The sequence below is a fragment of the Saccharopolyspora sp. NPDC050389 genome (genome assembly GCF_040655595.1).
Classification (GTDB): domain Bacteria; phylum Actinomycetota; class Actinomycetes; order Mycobacteriales; family Pseudonocardiaceae; genus Saccharopolyspora.
The window spans coordinates 1-15,271 of sequence record NZ_JBFAKG010000154.1; the positions used below are offsets into that span (position 1 = coordinate 1).

Sequence of the window (15,271 nt, forward strand, 5' to 3'; positions counted from 1 at the left end):
CGGCGGGCGGCAACTGGATTGCGCGCTGCCGACCGCGCTCGCTCTGCCGCGCGTGAACCGGGCGCTGCACGCGACCGACCGCGGCTTCGACGTGAAGCTGGTGGCAACATCGCTTCCCGGAAAGGTTTCCACCGGCATCATGACGGATTCACCTGTCGCAGAAGAAGAAACCACTAGCCGCCCGGTTCGGCGGAGCCGCCGCGCGCTGCTCGGCATCGCCACCGCCGGAGCCGCGGTGGGCGCCGTCGGCACCGTGACCGGCGCGGCGCTGCCCGCCTACCTCGCCGGGCCCGCCACCCAGCCCGCTCCCGCCGCCGCGCCCAGCGGACGGTTCGCCGGCAAGGCCGTGCTGATCACCGGCGGGACGTCCGGCATCGGGCGGGCCACCGCGCAGGCCTTCGCCGCCGAAGGCGCCCGGGTGTCGTTCTGCGGCCGGCGCGTCGAGTTGGGCAGGCAGGTCGAGGCGGAGATCCGCGCGGCCGGAGGCGAGGCCGCCTACCTGCCCGCCGACGTGCGGATTCCCGAGCAGCTGCAGCACTTCGTCGACGAGACCGCGCGCCGCTTCGGCGGGCTGGACATCGCCTTCAACAACGCCGGCATCACGAAGTCCGCGCCGCTGCACGAGATGCGGCCGGAGGACTTCGACGACGTGCACCTGACCAACGAGCGCGGCGTCTTCCTGTCGATCAAGTACGAGGTGCCGCACCTGCTCGCCCGCGGCGGCGGCGTGATCATCTGCACCTCGTCCGGTTCGACGCGCCCGGGCGGAACCGCTTACACCGCGAGCAAACGCGCGATCGAAGGAATCGTGCAGGCCGCGTCGCTGGACTACGGCACGCGGGGCATCCGGGTCAACGCGATCCTGCCCGGCACCACGGACACCGCGTTCGTATCCCGGACGCGGTGTGGCCGGCGTTCCGGGACGCGTGGGGGCCGCTCAACGTCAGCGCCCTGGAGCGGATGGCCGCACCGGAGGAGATCGCGCGGGCGGTGCTCGCGATGGCCGGCGACGACTTCGGCTACATGACGGGCTCGTCGGTCGAGGTCGGCGGCGGCCCGAGCCGGGGCGGCAAGATGCGGATGCCACCCGGCATTCCGTCGTGACCGCTCCCCGGTGAGCGGCTCCTAAGCTGGTGGTGTGATCGGTCGGGACGAGGAACTGCGCGTGTTGGGCGGCGTCTTGACCGGGCTCCGCTCCGGCGCCGGAAACGCGCTGGTGATCCGCGGTGAAGCCGGTGTCGGCAAGAGCGCGTTGCTGGCCGAGGTCGTGCCCGGCGCGCCGGGCCGGGTGCTTCGCGCGAGCGGAGTGGAATCCGAGGTCGAGATCGCGTTCAGCGGGCTGCACCAGCTCCTCCTCCCGGTGCTGGACGAGGTCGACGGGCTGCCCGAGCCGCAGGCGGATGCGCTGCGCCGGGCCCTGGGCACGGCAGCCGGCGAGACGACGGATCGGCTGGTCTGCGCCGCCGTGCTGGGGCTGCTGAACCTGGTCGCCGAGCGGGCTCCGGTGCTGGTCGTCGTGGACGACGCGCACGACGTCGACCGCGCGTCGATGACCGCCCTGCTGTTCGCCGCGCGACGGCTGGCGGACCGGCCGATCGGCATGCTGTTCGCGGTGCGCGATCCCGCTCCGCGCGCGGTGGACAGCGCCGGGCTGGCCGAGCTGCGGCTTTCCGGTTTGGACGGCGACAGCGCGGCGCGGTTGCTCGACGAGCTCGGCACACCCGTCGACGGGCCGACCCGCGACCGGCTCGTCGCCGCCACCGCCGGGAACCCGCTCGCGCTGGCCACGCTGGGACGCAGCGCGGACCGGGACCGGCTGGCGCTCGACGCGCTCACCGGAACCGTGCCGGTCGACACGGCGTTGCGAGCCGCGTTCACCGCCCAACTCCAGGCGCTGCCGGCGGAAACGCAAGCCGCCCTGCTGATCGCCGCAGCCGACGACACCGGGCGCCTCGACCTGGTCGAGCGCCTCGGCGGCCCGCTCGATCCGGCGGAGCGGGCCGGGCTCGTCGAGGTCTCCGGCGGCCGCCTGCGCTTCGCACATCCGCTGGCCCGCGCGGCGACCTACTCGTCGGCGACCAGCGGCCAGATCGGCCGGACGCACCGGCAGATCTCGGCCGCCCTGGCCGCCACCGATCCGCTTCGCGCCCGCTGGCACCGCTGCCTGGCAACGGCCGAACCGGACGAGGCGCTCGCGGCCGAGCTCGAAACCGACGCGCACGACGCGGAGGCACGCGGCGGCCTTGCCGCGACCGCTTCGGTTCTGCTGCACTCGGCCCGGTTGAGCCCGGCCAAGGCCGATCAGGAGCGCCGGACCGCTGCCGCGGCGCACGTGGCCTGGAAATCCGGTCACGTCGGGCTGGCGCGAACGTTGCTGTCGCGGATCAGCGAGAACACCCCGATGCAGGTGCGCACCCGCAGCCTCGTCGAGCTCTACAGCAGTGATCAGGTCACGGCCCTGCACTTCCTGCGCCGCCACGCCCAGAACTGGGCGGCAAAACTGCCGGACCAGGCCGGGGAGCTGTTCTTCCTGGCAGCTGATGCGGCGCTGCACGCCGACCGGCTCGGCGACGCCCGCCGGCTGGCTCGGCAGGTGGCCGAGCTGCCCGGGTTCCGGAACTACGGCCGCTGGCTCGCGGACGTGCTGGAGCTGCGGGTCGTCGACGCCGAGCCGTGGGAGGTGTTCGACGCCGCGCCCGAGCCGGTCCGCGACTCGGGCGCGCACCGCTGGTTGCTGCCGATGCTGCTCAACCGGTTTGGCCGGGATCCTTGGGCGGCCAGGGAATTCGGGCTTGCAGCCCACGAGCAGCTGCGCACCACGGGCATGCTGGCCATCTCGGCGATCGCGCTGCCGTGGCTGGTGGAGCTGGAGTGCCGACTCGGGTTGTGGGCGGACGCCGCGGAGCACGCCGCCGAGGGCCTCCACCTGGCTCGCGACACCGGTCAGCGGCCGCGCGAGGCCGACTTCCTGTCCCAGCTCGCGCTGCTCGCCGCGTGGCGCGGCGATGCGGGCTGCCGCCGGCACGCGCAACTCGCCCTGGAGCTCGCCATGCCGGTGCACAACAACCTCGCCGCCGCCCAGGCGACCTGGGCATTGGCGGTGTCGGAGCTGGCATCCGGCGACGTCGAGCAGGCGAGCGACCGCTTCGCGGCGCTGTCCACGCCGGGCCTGCCGCAAGCCCACGAGCACATCGCCCGGCTGGCCGCCGCTGACGCCGTCGAAGCACATATCCGGGCCGGACGCGTGGAGCGGATCGTCGAGCCTTCGATCGATTCGTCGAATCCGCCGTGGCTGCAAGCGATTCTGCACCGCTGCCGGGCACTCGCCGGCGATTCCGAGAAGCACTATCGATTGTCCACATCGGACGTGGATGACTTTCCGTTCGAGCGGGCGCGCGGATCGCTCCTGCACGGCCAGTGGTTGCGCCGCGAACGGCGGCCCGCGGAAGCCCGCGCCGAGCTGCGGGTCGGCATCGACCTGTTCGAGAGCCTGGGAGCGCGGCAATGGGCGGAGCGGGCCCGCGGCGAGCTGCGCGCCTGCGGCGGGTCGGCGCCTCGCGGCGACATCACGGCGCTGACCGCGCAGGAACGCGAAGTCGCCGCGCTCGCCGCCCGGGGACTGCGCAACCGCGAGATCGCCGCCCGGCTGTTCATCAGCCACCGAACCGTCGGATACCACCTGCACAAGGTGTTCCCGAAGCTCGGCATCGCCGGCCGGGGCCAGCTCCGCGACTTCGACCTCGAACCGTGACGTTAGGCTCGAAGCATGAGCGTTACCCAGGCACTGCTCGGTCCGCTGCTGGCCGGCGGAGCCCCGAAGCCGCTGATCACGCACTACGACGACGCCACCGGGGCGCGCATCGAGCTGTCCCGCGCGACCACCGCGAACTGGGCGGCGAAGACGGCGAACTGGCTGGTCGACGAGCTCGACCTGGAGCCGGGCGCGCCGGTGCTGGTGGCGCTGCCGGCGCACTGGCAGACCGTCGGGGTACTGCTGGGCGCCTGGTGGTGCGGGGCGCACATCACCGACGACCCGCAGGGCGCCGAGGTGGCGTTCGTCCCGGCGTCCGACCTGGAAAGCAGCAAGGGCGCGCACACCATCGCCGCCGTGGGCCTGGACGCGCTCGGCGCGCCGGTGCGGGGCCTGCCGGGCGGAGTCGCCGACTACGTGTCGGACATCCGCGTGCACGGCGACGACTTCAGCCCGCTTTCGCCGGTCGGCGGCGACGACCCGGCGCTGCTGGACCTGTCGGTCGAAGACCTGCTCGCCGAGGCCCGGCGGCGCGCCGAGGCCCTGCACATCGGCCGCGACGACCGCGTGCTGTCCACATTGGAATGGGGGCTGCCGGGCGGAGTCGTGGACGGCCTCCTCACCGTGCTGGCCGCGCGAGCATCCCTGGTGCACTGCACCAATCCTGACCCGCAGAAGATGACCCAGCGCCGCGCCGACGAACGCATCACCGTCGACCTGAACTAGAGACGGTTTCCAAACTCGTTCTGCGTGGCGGCGCCGGCAGCGGAACCTCAGCCGACGCCTGAGAACCCGCAGCGGCGCAAGCTGCAAACGTGGGCTAAGCGGCTACGCCGCTTCAAAGACAAAGATCAAAGTCATTTCCAGAGCAGCCTGACGCGCGAAGGGCGCCTCCGACCGGAATGGTCGAAGGCGCCCTTCGCTTTGATCAGGCCGTGGCCTTCTCGCGGTTTTCCACCGACTTGCCCGTGAACAGGCCGGTGAGCGTGAAGCGCGTGCCGCTGAAGCCGAGCGCGAGGCTGGCCGCCGCGAGCACCAGCACGTATTCGAAACCGCCGTCCGACAAGAAGAACCCGCCACTGAGGTGCGCGGTGAACAGCGCGCCCACCATGACCGCCGCGAGCAGGGCACCGGCTACCGGCATCAGCACGCCCAGGATCAGCCCCAGGCCGCCGAGCAGCTCGACCAGCGCGGTGAACCACGCCGCGACCGCGGGCAGTCCCATCTTGCCGAACGAAGCGACGACGTTGTCGATTCCGTAGAGCACGAACTTCTGGTAGGCGTGCGCGAGGAACGTCGCACCCACGACGAGGCGCGCGACCAGGATCGTCACGTCGCGAAGGCTGTGCTGCATGGGAGGAACCTTTCGAGGTCGGTATCTGGCGGCGTCGCCAAGAATATACGTGAACCTTCAAATAACCATCCCCGTCGAGAAGATGCTCACACGGCTCCCGAGATGTGGAACCATTCCGCGACAACTCGCCAGAAAACTGGCAAACGACCAGTACCACCCGGTTACTACCGACGGGTAACATCGGGGAATGCGCGACAACCAGGCCCTTTTCCACGCCGACGGCGAGCTGTTCGTGCCGAGCGAAGCGGCGGGCAACCCGTGGGGCGAACTGACCGGCGGCGGCCCGATCGCCGGGCTGCTCGCCCGCGCCGTCGAGAAGCACACCGACGACCCCGACCTGTTCGTCGCCCGGCTCACCGTCGACCTGATGCGACCGGTGCCCCGCACCCCGCTCGCCGCATCCGTTCGTCCACTTCGGACCGGAAAGCGGCTGCACGTCATCGAGGCGACCCTCACCGCCGGCGACGACGACGTCGCGCACGCCACCGCCCAGCTGCTCCGGCACTCCGATGTGGACGGACCGGAACCAGCCGAGAAGGTGCCCTTCCCCGGCCCCGAAGGAATCGCCGACGGCCACCTGCTGCCGCCGGAACTCGGCCTGCGCTGGGGCGTGCACGACGTGGTGCAGGTGCGGTGGCTGGCCGACCAGAGCGCGACCGGCACCAGCCGGGCGTGGATGCGGATGCCGCTACCGCTGCTGCCCGGCGAGCCGCTGAGCCCGCTCGGTCACGTCGCGGTGCTCGTCGACTGCATCAGCGCCGCCAGCCCGATCGGGCCGATCTTCGGGCCGTGGATCAACACCGACATCACGCTCTACCTGCACCGGCCGTTCGAAGGCGAATGGCTCGGCATGGAGATCCAGCGGGAAGTGCAGCCCACCGGCATCGGCGTGGCCAGCGCCCGCCTGTACGACGAGCGAGGCCCGATCGGCAACGCCCACGAAGCGGTGATGGTCAACCAGCTCGGCTGAAAGCTCGTGAGTGCTCATACCGGTTCTTACCGGAACAAGCACTCACGACCAGGCGGGGCCGCGTCAGCGCTGGGCGGCCTTCTGCTGGAGGGCGTCGTGCTTGCCGAGGACCATTTCCTCCAGGTCGGCCTGGAACTTGGCCATGTCCGCGCGCAGCCGGGCGCCCAGCTCGCCGGAGTCCGCCGCCAGCGTCCGGACCGCGAGCAGGCCCGCGTTGCGCGCCCCGCCCACCGACACCGTCGCCACCGGCACCCCGGCCGGCATCTGCACGATCGACAGCAGCGAGTCCATGCCGTCGAGGTACTTCAGCGGCACCGGGACGCCGATCACCGGCAGCACCGTGGCCGAGGCGACCATGCCCGGCAGGTGCGCCGCGCCGCCCGCCCCGGCGATGATCACGCGGATGCCGCGGTCGGCCGCGGTGCGGGCGTAGTCGAGCATCCGCTGCGGCGTGCGGTGCGCGGAGTAGACGCCGGCCTCGAACGGCACGTCGAACTCGGTGAGCGCGTCCGCCGCCGCCTGCATCACCGGCCAGTCGGAGTCGCTGCCCATGATCAAGCCGACCAATGGATTCTCGCCTGCCACGCTCGGACCTCTCGCTTCGCTGCGTCGTACGGGTGCTGTGTCAGTGGATCTCGTGGCCGTCGAGCCACTCGGCGTGCGACAGCCAGTGCGCGGCCAGCCGCGCCTGTTCCCGCACCTCGTCCATCCGGTCGCCGAGCACGGTCACGTGGCCGAGCTTGCGGCCCGGGCGCTCGCTCTTGCCGTACAGGTGGACCTTCGCGTGCGGGTAGCGGGCGAACAGGTGGTGCAGCCGCTCGTCCACGCCCATCTTCAGCTCGGTCGGCGAGCCCAGCAGGTTGGCCATCACCACGGCGGGCGCGGTCAGCTCGGTGCTGCCCAGCGGGTAGTCGAGCACCGCCCGCAGGTGCTGCTCGAACTGCGAGGTGCGGGAGCCTTCGATGGTCCAGTGCCCGGAGTTGTGCGGGCGCATCGCCAGCTCGTTGATCACCAGGCCGGAGTCGGTCTCGAACAGCTCGACCGCGAGCACGCCGGTGACGTCGAGCGATTCGGCGATCTTCAGCGCGAGGTCCTGAGCCTGCTCGACCAGTTCCGCCGAGGCGTTCGGGGCCGGGGCGAGCACCTGCACGCAGATGCCGTCCTCCTGCACCGTCTCCACCAGCGGCCACGCCGCGCCCTGCCCGAACGGCGAGCGCGCGACCAGCGCGGCGAGCTCCCGGCGCAGCGCCACGCACTGCTCGACGAGCAGCTTCGAGCCGCTCTCCAGCAGCTCGGTGACGGTGCGCTTGGCGCTGTCCGGGGTGTCGAGCACCCACACGCCGCGCCCGTCGTAGCCGCCGCGGGCGGTCTTCAGCACGCACGGCCAGCCGTGCTCCGCGCCGAACTCCAGCACGTCACCGACCGCGGTGACCTCGGCGAACGGCGGCACCGGGAGGCCGAGTTCGGCGAGCTTGCGGCGCATCACGAGCTTGTCCTGCGCGTGCAGCAGGGCGTCCGGCCCGGGCTGCACGGAGACACCGGATGCCTCCAGCGCGCGGAGGTGTTCGCCGGGCACGTGCTCGTGGTCGAAGGTGACCACATCGCACCCCTGCGCGAAGTTCTTCAGCGCTTCGAGGTCCGTGTGGTGGCCGATCTCGACGTTCGGCGAGACGAGTGCCGCGGCGTCATCCGCCGAGGTCGCCAGCACCTTCAGCGACTGCCCCAACGGGATCGCGGCCTGGTGGGTCATCCTCGCGAGCTGCCCGCCACCGATCATGCCGACAACTGGGGTTCCGGTGCGGTGGTCCACCCCGTCAGCCTAGAGCGGCGACCGGCCCGCACCAGCGCCGGGACCTCCCGACGCGACCTACCTCACAGGCGATTTCGCCGCCGTCGCGAGTGGCGATGGCCGTTCGAGAAGCCATCGCCACGCAGGCGATCACAGGGAGGCCAGCAGCTCGCACGCCTCGTGGTGGCCGTCCGGCAGGACATCTTCCCGCAGGAGCACCGGCCCGCAGCCGCGCAGGGCCGGATCCGCCGCCAGGCGGTGCTGGATCGTCCAGCGCGCCTGGAGGCAACGGGCGGGCAGCAGCCGGTCGCGCTGCGCCAGCACCACCGCCGTCGCGGACCGCAGCAGCGACGCGGTCTCCCCGCCGTCGAACACGGTCCGCAGCGCGTCGGCGATCAGCACCATCGCCATCATCCGGGGGTAGTCGTCGGCCGTGGACCCGAGCGAGACGGTGACCAGCACGTGCCCGTCGCCGGCCGACTGCCCCTCGGCGCGGGCCGCCCGGTACACCTCGTGCAGCCGGGTGCGCAGGTAGCCGACGGTAGTCAGGCCGGTGAGCGGGTCCTCCACCTCGCGCCCGACCGACATCCGGGCGACCACATCGGACCAGCCCAGCGCGGTGGCGCGCACCATCGCGGTCGGCACCGCGTCCGGGTCGGCGGACACCAGCCCGTCGTGCGCGCCGACCGACACCGCGTGCAGCGCGGCGAGGTCCTGCAGCGTCCCGGCGAGCCCGACGCCGGCCTCCGCCCGGGACGCGCCGAGATCGGCCAGCTGTTCCGCCACGTCGCCCTCCGCCACGACCGCCGCGCACACCGCGTCCACCGCGTCCGATGCCCAATCGCTCGGAAACGGCCAGCCCGCGGCGAGGCTCGCCGTGCGCCAGCGGGATCGCAGCGCACGGCGACGCCCATCCACCGTCGTCGCGTCACACCTAAGCGGCCACTCCCTCATACTCAACGCCCCTCCTCAGCAACTCCCTGTCAACGGGACGAAGCAATGCGTCGCCCATGACGGTGGAGCAGATGGCGCAAGCAATAAGATCTAGATCACAATAATCTTCAGCTTTCACACGTCATGACATCGACCGAAGATGACTCCCTACTACGAACGGGATCGGCGAACGCCCTGCGGGGAGGAAGGTGCGGCGTGGCGACAGTACCGGCCGAAGTGCAGGGGCCCAGTGACGGTGAGCTGCTGGAAGAGGTCCGCAGCGGCTCGTCCGCGGCCTACGCGCAGCTGTACGAGCGGCACGTCGGCGCGGCGTACAACATGGCGCGGCAGGTCGCGAAATCCCCGGCGGAGGCCGACGACCTGGTCTCCGAGGCCTTCGCGAAGGTGCTCGACACGCTTCGCGACGGGCGCGGCCCGAACACCGCGTTCCGCGCCTACCTGCTCACCGCACTGCGGCACACCGCCTACGACCGGACCCGCCGCGAACGCAAGGTGCAGCTCGCCGACGACGTCGCGGAGGTGTCCGGCGCCGACGTGAGCGTGCCGTTCACCGACACCGCGGTCGCCGGGCTGGAGCGCACGCTCGCCGCGCAGGCGTTCACCCGGCTGCCGGAGCGCTGGCAGACCGTGCTGTGGCACATCGAGATCGAAGGCCAGACGCCGGCGCAGGTGGCGCCGCTGCTCGGCCTGACGCCCAACGGCGTTTCCGCGCTCGCCTACCGGGCTCGCGAAGGGCTCCGCCAGGCCTACCTGCAGGTGCACCTCGGGCAGCTGGACGCCGCCGAGGCCGGCGTCGAGCAGTGCCGGGCCGCCGTCGACCGGCTCGGCGCGTGGACCCGAGGCGGGCTGTCCAAGCGCGAAACCGCCCAGGTCGAGACGCATCTCGATGGCTGCGACCGCTGCCGCGCGCTGGCCGCGGAGCTCGCCGACGTCAACGGTGCGCTGCGCGTCATCATCGCGCCGCTGGTGCTCGGCGGCTCCGTCACCGGTTACCTCGCCCTCTCGTCCTCCGGCGGAGCGGCCGCCGGCGCGGCAGTCGCCGCAGGCAGCGCCTCCGGTGCGGCCGGCGCTGCCAGCGCCGCGCCGCGTCAGGCGATCACCGCCGGGGCGGCGACGGCGGTGCTGGCCGCGGCCGTCGCCATCGCCTTGGCCTCCGGCACCGACCAGTCCGTGCCGGTCGCCGCGGCTGCGCCGCCGCCACCGGCCGCCGTCCAGCCGCCTCCGGCTCCGGAACCTCCGGCGGCCCAGCCACCGGCTCCGCCGACTCCGCAGCCGCCCGTGCCGCAACCGGCACCGCAACCCGCGCCGCCGCCACCGGCTCCGCCTGCGGCGACGCCGGTGCTTAACGCCTCGGGACCGGCCGAGCCGATCCAGCTGGTCGCCGGTGGCGATCCGGTCGCGTTGCCGATCATGGTGAACAACAGCGGTTCCGGGCCGTCCGAGCCGGTCATCTCCACGCTGAAGCTGCCGCCGGGAGTGTCCGCGCGGCTGCCGAACGCCACCCGGTCCGGGCCCGCCTCGACGAGCCCGCAGAGCTGGGTCGCGTCGTCGACCCCGGTTCGCGCGCAGGCCCCGGACGCACCTTCGGTGAGCTGCACGAACGGCTCCGGCTCGATCACCTGCACCACCGATCGCGGCCTCCGGCCCGGCGAGTCGTTCGTCTTCGACTACCGCATCCAGGCCGACGAGTCCTCGACCGGCGGCGAGATCACCGCGAACATCAGCGCGGGCACCGAGATCCAGCTGCAGCTGCCGACCGTTCCGGTCGTGGTCCAGCCGCCGACGCCGGTCGACGGCGTGGACGTCAGGACCTCCTCCTGGAACGCGGGTGGGCTGCGGCTGTGCGACGGCCACGACACCCCGGGCCACGTGCCTTGGCTGTGCAGCCGGGTCACGATCGACGTGCGCAACACCGGAACGAGCACCGGGCGCGCCGAGGCCGTGGCCAAGCTGCCGCCGGGCGTTCAGGCGGTCGGCCTGTCGCCGATGTGCGACTTCGAACCGGGCCGGATCCGGTGCGCCGCCGAGCTGGCCCCCGGCAAGTCCTTCCACAGCGAGGCCTGGGTGACCGCACTGCCGGGATTCCCGTGGCCCTTGAACCCGCATCCGGTGGGCCTGCTCGCGACGGAGCCGTCCGGGGCCGATCCGGTTCCGGCAGGACCGGCGGACGGCTGGATCATCCGCGAAGTGACGATCCCGGTGGCCGCGGAGCTGGGTTCGGCCGATGACAGCGACCCGGTGACCGTGCGGCTCTGGTTCCCGTGGCTACCGACGCCGCCCGAGCCGGAACCACCGGCGCCGACCACGACGAGCACGCCGCCGGAATGTCCGTGGCCGCCGCACCAGGGCTGGGGCGAACGGCCGCCGTGGGATTGGGGCGACCGGCCGCCGTGGCGCCCGGCGCACTGCTGGTGGCCTTGGCCGGTGAACGCGCCGCTGCCGGATTCGCAGACGCCCACTTCGACGACGACCACGCCGCCGACCAGCTCGACGACCACAACACCGCCGACCACGACACCACCCACCACGTCGACACCGCCGAGCAGCACCGCGCCACCGACGAGCAGTTCGGAGACACCGAGCAGCACCGCGCCACCGATGAGCAGTTCGGAGACACCGAGCAGCACTGCGCCGCCGACGAGCACTTCGTCGACGGGGTCAACGTCACAGCCGCACCGACCGAGGTAATTCGGCGACTGCGGTCGCCCGGTCGGAGCAGCTCCGTAGACTCGGGGTGTGTCCGCTGTCGATTCGGTACTCGCTCGCATCCCGCACCCGTACCGGTCCCTCGCGATCCGGCACCGCGAGTTGCTCAAGTTCGGGGTCGTCGGCGCGATCACGTTCTTCATCGACACGGGCATCTTCTACGCACTGAAGCTGACGATCCTGTCGCCGAAGCCGGTCACCTCGAAGGTGATCGCGGTGCTGGCCGCGACGATCGTGTCGTACGTGCTGAACCGGGAGTGGTCGTTCCGCACCCGCGGCGGCCGGCGGCGGCACCACGAAGCGACGCTGTACTTCGTGATCAGCGGCATCGCGGTCGGGATGTACTCGGCGCCGCTGTGGGTCTCGCGGTACCTGCTGCACCTGCAGACGCCTTACACCAGCCGGTTGGTGGAGGAGATCGCCGACTTCACGTCGGGGCAGATCATCGGGCTGCTGGTCGGCATGGCGTTCCGCTGGTGGGCGTTCCGGAAGTGGGTCTTCCCCGCCGAGCAGGCCGACCGCCGAACCGCGCCCCGCGACCGAATCTCGACCCGCTGAGACTCCGCGGTTCGGCCGCGACACGGCAACGGCCCGCTTCTGGAGCGGCATTTCCGCAGGCACGGGGCCGTGAGTCTTTTGGGCTGCTATAGCGACCCAAAGGACTCACGGCAGCTGACCAGCGGAAAGGGCCTCGCCAGCGGGTCAGCGCGGGGTGGATTCGCGGTTCCAGGAGACGCCGAGGATGTCGTCGGCGCGGGCGATCGGCAGGTACACCTCGAACATCGCCGGGCGCGCCTGGCTCAGCTCCAGGCGGCCGCCGTCGGCCTCCACCAGCGCGCGGGCCAGCGCCAGGCCGACGCCGGTCGAGCCGCGCCCGGAGAAGCCGCGCTCGAAGACGTACGGCACCAGCGCGTCCGGCACGCCGTGGCCGGAGTCGCCGACCTCCACGACCACGGTGCCGCTGCCCTGCCGCGCCGCCAGCGTCACGGTTCCCTCGCCGTGCCGCAGCGCGTTGTCGAGCAGCACGCCGATCGTCTCCCGTAGCCGCGTGGGAGTGGCGCGGGCGAGCACGCCTTCCGACACCTTCAACCGCAGCGTCCGGCCCTCGGCCTTCAGCGGCTCCCGCCACTCCCCCGCGACATCGGTGAGCAGGCTCGACACGTCCAGCGGTTCGGCGTCCCGCGAGCGCGCCGCGGTGGCCGCCGCGAGCAGGTCGTCGAGCACACCGGAGAGCCGTTCGGCCTGCTCCAGGGCGGCATTGGCCTCCTCGGTGATCTCCGGGTCGTCCGTCGTGGCGAGGGCCTCCAGCCGCAGGTGCAACGCGGTGAGCCGACTGCGCAGCTGGTGCGAGACGTCTCCGACGAGGTCGCGCTCGCGCTGCACCAGCTGCGACAACGCCGCGCCGGAGGCGTCCAGCGCATCGGCGACGCGATCGAGCTCCGGGACCTGGTGCCGCTGCGGATCGGCTCGGAAGTCGCCGGCGCCGAGCCGGGCCGCGCGGGCCGCGACGTGCTTCAACGGGTCGGAGAGCCGCCGGGCGGTGAGGGTCGCGACGATCATCCCGGTGCCCGCCGAGAGCACCACCAGCATCAGCACCAGCCCCGCCACCTGCAGCTGCTGGGTACGCACCGGTCCGCTCGGCGCCGCGATGGTGACTGTGCCGCTCTGCACCATCGGCACGCTCTCCACCAACGGGTCCTTCCCGGGATCCGGGCCGTAGGCGTAGTCGTGCGCCTGGGTTCGCACGATCAGCCGGGCGCCGTCGGGCACCGCCAGCCGGGCGGCGTTGAGGTCGATCGCGCGCTGCGAGGCGATCTGCTCGTCGAGCAGCGTCGCGATCTGCTGGGCTCGGGTGGACAGGTCGCCGGTGGTGAGATCCTGGACGAGCTTCAGCGCGCTGAATCCGAGCGGCAAGCCGAGGACGACCGCGGTCACCGCGACGGCGAGCAGTGTGGCCTGCAGGATTCGGCGGCGCATCGCGGATCAGTCCGAGTTGAAGCGGAACCCGACGCCGCGCACCGTGGCGATCCGGGTCTCGTCGAGCCGCCCGTTGCTGTCGCTGAGCTTCCGGCGCAGCCACGAGATGTGCATGTCCAGCGTCTTGCTGCCCTTGCGGTCGGACTCCGGCCAGACCTCTTCCAGTATTTCCTCGCGGGTCACCACCTGACCGGCGTGCTGCATCAGAACCCGCAGCAGCTCGTACTCCTTGTTCGCCAGCTGCACCTCGTGCTCGTTGACCAGCACCCGCCGGGCGGTCAGATCGAGCCGGACGCCGGAGGCCTCCAGGGTCTCCGGGGCGCCGCGGCGCAGCAGGGCGCGGATCCGGGCCATCAGCTCGGCGAGCCGGAACGGCTTGGCGACGTAGTCGTCGGCGCCCGCGTCGAGGCCGACGACGAAGTCGACCTCGTCGGTGCGCGCGGTGAGCATCAGCACCGGGAGGCCGCGGCCCTGCGCCCGCAGCCGCCGGCACACCTCCAGGCCGTCCATCTCCGGCAGCCCGAGGTCCAGCACCAGGAGATCGATCCCACCGGAAGCCGCGGCTTGCAGCGTCGATGGGCCGTCCTCGATCACCTGCACCGAATAACCCTCGCGCTGCAACGCCCTGGACAGCGGCACAGCGATGGCCGGGTCGTCTTCTGCCAGCAGCACCACGCTCACGCCTTCCAGCCTAGAGGGCGCGGATGATCACGTCCGGCGTCATGGGCGAATCGCCGGACCCGGCTGGTCGCGGGCCCTTGCCCGATCGCCGGGCGAGGCGGGCTAGGGTTCCTCGCGTGACCAGCGATCTCGATCTCGCACTGCACCTCGCCGACGTCGCTGACGGGATCACCGGCGCCCGGTTCCGGGCCCGGGACCTGAGCGTGGACCGCAAACCCGACCGCACGCCGGTCACCGACGCGGACCTCGCGGTGGAGGACGCGGTGCGCGAGGTGCTCGGCGCGCAGCGCCCGGACGACGTGGTCGCCGGCGAGGAGCGCGGCGGCACGGCCGGCGACGGCAGGGCGTGGGTGCTCGACCCGATCGACGGCACGAAGAACTTCCTGCGCGGCGTCCCGGTGTGGGCGACGCTCATCGCGCTGGTCGACGGCGGCCGTCCGGTGGTCGGCGTGATGAGCGCGCCGGCACTCGGGAAGCGCTGGTGGGCGGCGGCCGGGGCGGGCGCCTGGTGCCGCACCGGCGACGCGGAGCCGGAGCGGATCGCGGTGTCCGGGGTGCGCGACCTCGCCGATGCGTACGTGTCGACGACCCACCTCGGCACCTGGGTGGAGTACCACTCGCGGGAGTCCTACCTGCGGCTGATCGACGCCTGCTGGGAGAACCGGGCGTTCGGCGACTTCTGGCACCACTGCCTGGTCGCAGAGGGCGTGATCGACATCGCCACCGAACCGATCGTCAACCCGTGGGACGTGGCGGCGGCCCAGATCCTGGTGGAAGAAGCGGGCGGCAAGTTCACGGACCTGTCCGGAAATCCCCGCTACGACAGCGGAAACGCGCTCGCCACCAACGGCCACCTGCACGCGGAAGCGTTGCGACTGCTGCAAAAGTAGGCTCCGGCGGCCGGACGCGAGGTCGGGGGCATCGACGCCCGGCCACCGGAAGGACCGGCGCTGAGGTAGCGCCGATCCGGTCTGCGTCGTGAGTGGAAATGGCCGCTATAGCTTGTTGTTTAACCTCGGGTGCTGGTGTTGCGGCCCCGGTTGATCATGGATGAAGCCCTTGGTTGATCCTTCCTCTTGCGACAGATGG

At 72.0% G+C, this 15,271-nt stretch carries 13 protein-coding genes; 7 read left to right on the forward strand and 6 right to left on the reverse strand.

The window, feature by feature from the left end:
• The 3 genes from AB0I53_RS47075 to AB0I53_RS47085 form a co-directional block, all read left to right on the forward strand.
• Nucleotides 1–1,027 (forward strand): SDR family NAD(P)-dependent oxidoreductase (locus tag AB0I53_RS47075; RefSeq protein ID WP_358617066.1); only part of this gene is annotated, 1,027 nt, incomplete at its 5' end.
• A gap of 111 nt (nucleotides 1,028–1,138) precedes the next feature.
• On the forward strand, nucleotides 1,139–3,751 hold the full coding sequence (locus tag AB0I53_RS47080; protein WP_358617068.1) for an AAA family ATPase: 2,613 nt from the start codon (nucleotides 1,139–1,141) through the stop codon (nucleotides 3,749–3,751).
• A 15-nt stretch (nucleotides 3,752–3,766) separates the two neighbouring features.
• Nucleotides 3,767–4,477, forward strand: a complete 711-nt coding sequence (locus tag AB0I53_RS47085) for a TIGR03089 family protein (RefSeq protein WP_358617070.1) — start codon at nucleotides 3,767–3,769, stop codon at nucleotides 4,475–4,477.
• A gap of 202 nt (nucleotides 4,478–4,679) precedes the next feature.
• Here AB0I53_RS47085 and AB0I53_RS47090 read toward each other — a convergent pair whose 3' ends face one another.
• Complete coding sequence (locus tag AB0I53_RS47090; RefSeq protein ID WP_358617073.1) at nucleotides 4,680–5,105, reverse strand: DoxX family protein; 426 nt, start codon at nucleotides 5,103–5,105, stop codon at nucleotides 4,680–4,682.
• A gap of 187 nt (nucleotides 5,106–5,292) precedes the next feature.
• On the opposite strand from AB0I53_RS47090, the gene AB0I53_RS47095 reads away from it, so the two are divergent.
• Nucleotides 5,293–6,075 (forward strand): thioesterase family protein, encoded by a 783-nt coding sequence (locus tag AB0I53_RS47095; RefSeq protein ID WP_358617076.1) that lies wholly within the window; start codon nucleotides 5,293–5,295, stop codon nucleotides 6,073–6,075.
• Between the two features lie 63 nt (nucleotides 6,076–6,138).
• Here AB0I53_RS47095 and purE read toward each other — a convergent pair whose 3' ends face one another.
• The 3 genes from purE to AB0I53_RS47110 form a co-directional block, all read right to left on the reverse strand.
• Nucleotides 6,139–6,627: a 5-(carboxyamino)imidazole ribonucleotide mutase gene (gene purE, locus AB0I53_RS47100; RefSeq protein ID WP_358617090.1), complete on the reverse strand. Its 489-nt coding sequence runs from the start codon at nucleotides 6,625–6,627 to the stop codon at nucleotides 6,139–6,141.
• 73 nt (nucleotides 6,628–6,700) lie between these two features.
• Nucleotides 6,701–7,885 (reverse strand): 5-(carboxyamino)imidazole ribonucleotide synthase, encoded by a 1,185-nt coding sequence (locus AB0I53_RS47105; RefSeq protein WP_358617078.1) that lies wholly within the window; start codon nucleotides 7,883–7,885, stop codon nucleotides 6,701–6,703.
• A 129-nt stretch (nucleotides 7,886–8,014) separates the two neighbouring features.
• Complete coding sequence (locus AB0I53_RS47110; protein ID WP_358617092.1) at nucleotides 8,015–8,818, reverse strand: hypothetical protein; 804 nt, start codon at nucleotides 8,816–8,818, stop codon at nucleotides 8,015–8,017.
• A 195-nt stretch (nucleotides 8,819–9,013) separates the two neighbouring features.
• Between AB0I53_RS47110 and AB0I53_RS47115 the strand changes: the two genes are divergently transcribed.
• Both AB0I53_RS47115 and AB0I53_RS47120 read left to right on the forward strand, forming a co-directional pair.
• Complete coding sequence (locus AB0I53_RS47115) at nucleotides 9,014–11,506, forward strand: sigma-70 family RNA polymerase sigma factor (RefSeq protein ID WP_358617080.1); 2,493 nt, start codon at nucleotides 9,014–9,016, stop codon at nucleotides 11,504–11,506.
• Between the two features lie 48 nt (nucleotides 11,507–11,554).
• On the forward strand, nucleotides 11,555–12,082 hold the full coding sequence (locus AB0I53_RS47120) for a GtrA family protein (protein WP_358617082.1): 528 nt from the start codon (nucleotides 11,555–11,557) through the stop codon (nucleotides 12,080–12,082).
• A gap of 144 nt (nucleotides 12,083–12,226) precedes the next feature.
• Here AB0I53_RS47120 and AB0I53_RS47125 read toward each other — a convergent pair whose 3' ends face one another.
• Both AB0I53_RS47125 and AB0I53_RS47130 read right to left on the reverse strand, forming a co-directional pair.
• Nucleotides 12,227–13,501, reverse strand: coding sequence for an ATP-binding protein (locus AB0I53_RS47125; protein ID WP_358617085.1), 1,275 nt, complete (start codon nucleotides 13,499–13,501; stop codon nucleotides 12,227–12,229).
• 6 nt (nucleotides 13,502–13,507) lie between these two features.
• On the reverse strand, nucleotides 13,508–14,182 hold the full coding sequence (locus AB0I53_RS47130) for a response regulator transcription factor (protein WP_132485343.1): 675 nt from the start codon (nucleotides 14,180–14,182) through the stop codon (nucleotides 13,508–13,510).
• Between the two features lie 116 nt (nucleotides 14,183–14,298).
• On the opposite strand from AB0I53_RS47130, the gene hisN reads away from it, so the two are divergent.
• Nucleotides 14,299–15,072, forward strand: coding sequence for a histidinol-phosphatase (hisN, locus tag AB0I53_RS47135; protein WP_358617088.1), 774 nt, complete (start codon nucleotides 14,299–14,301; stop codon nucleotides 15,070–15,072).
• Nucleotides 15,073–15,271: the final 199 nt, after the last annotated feature.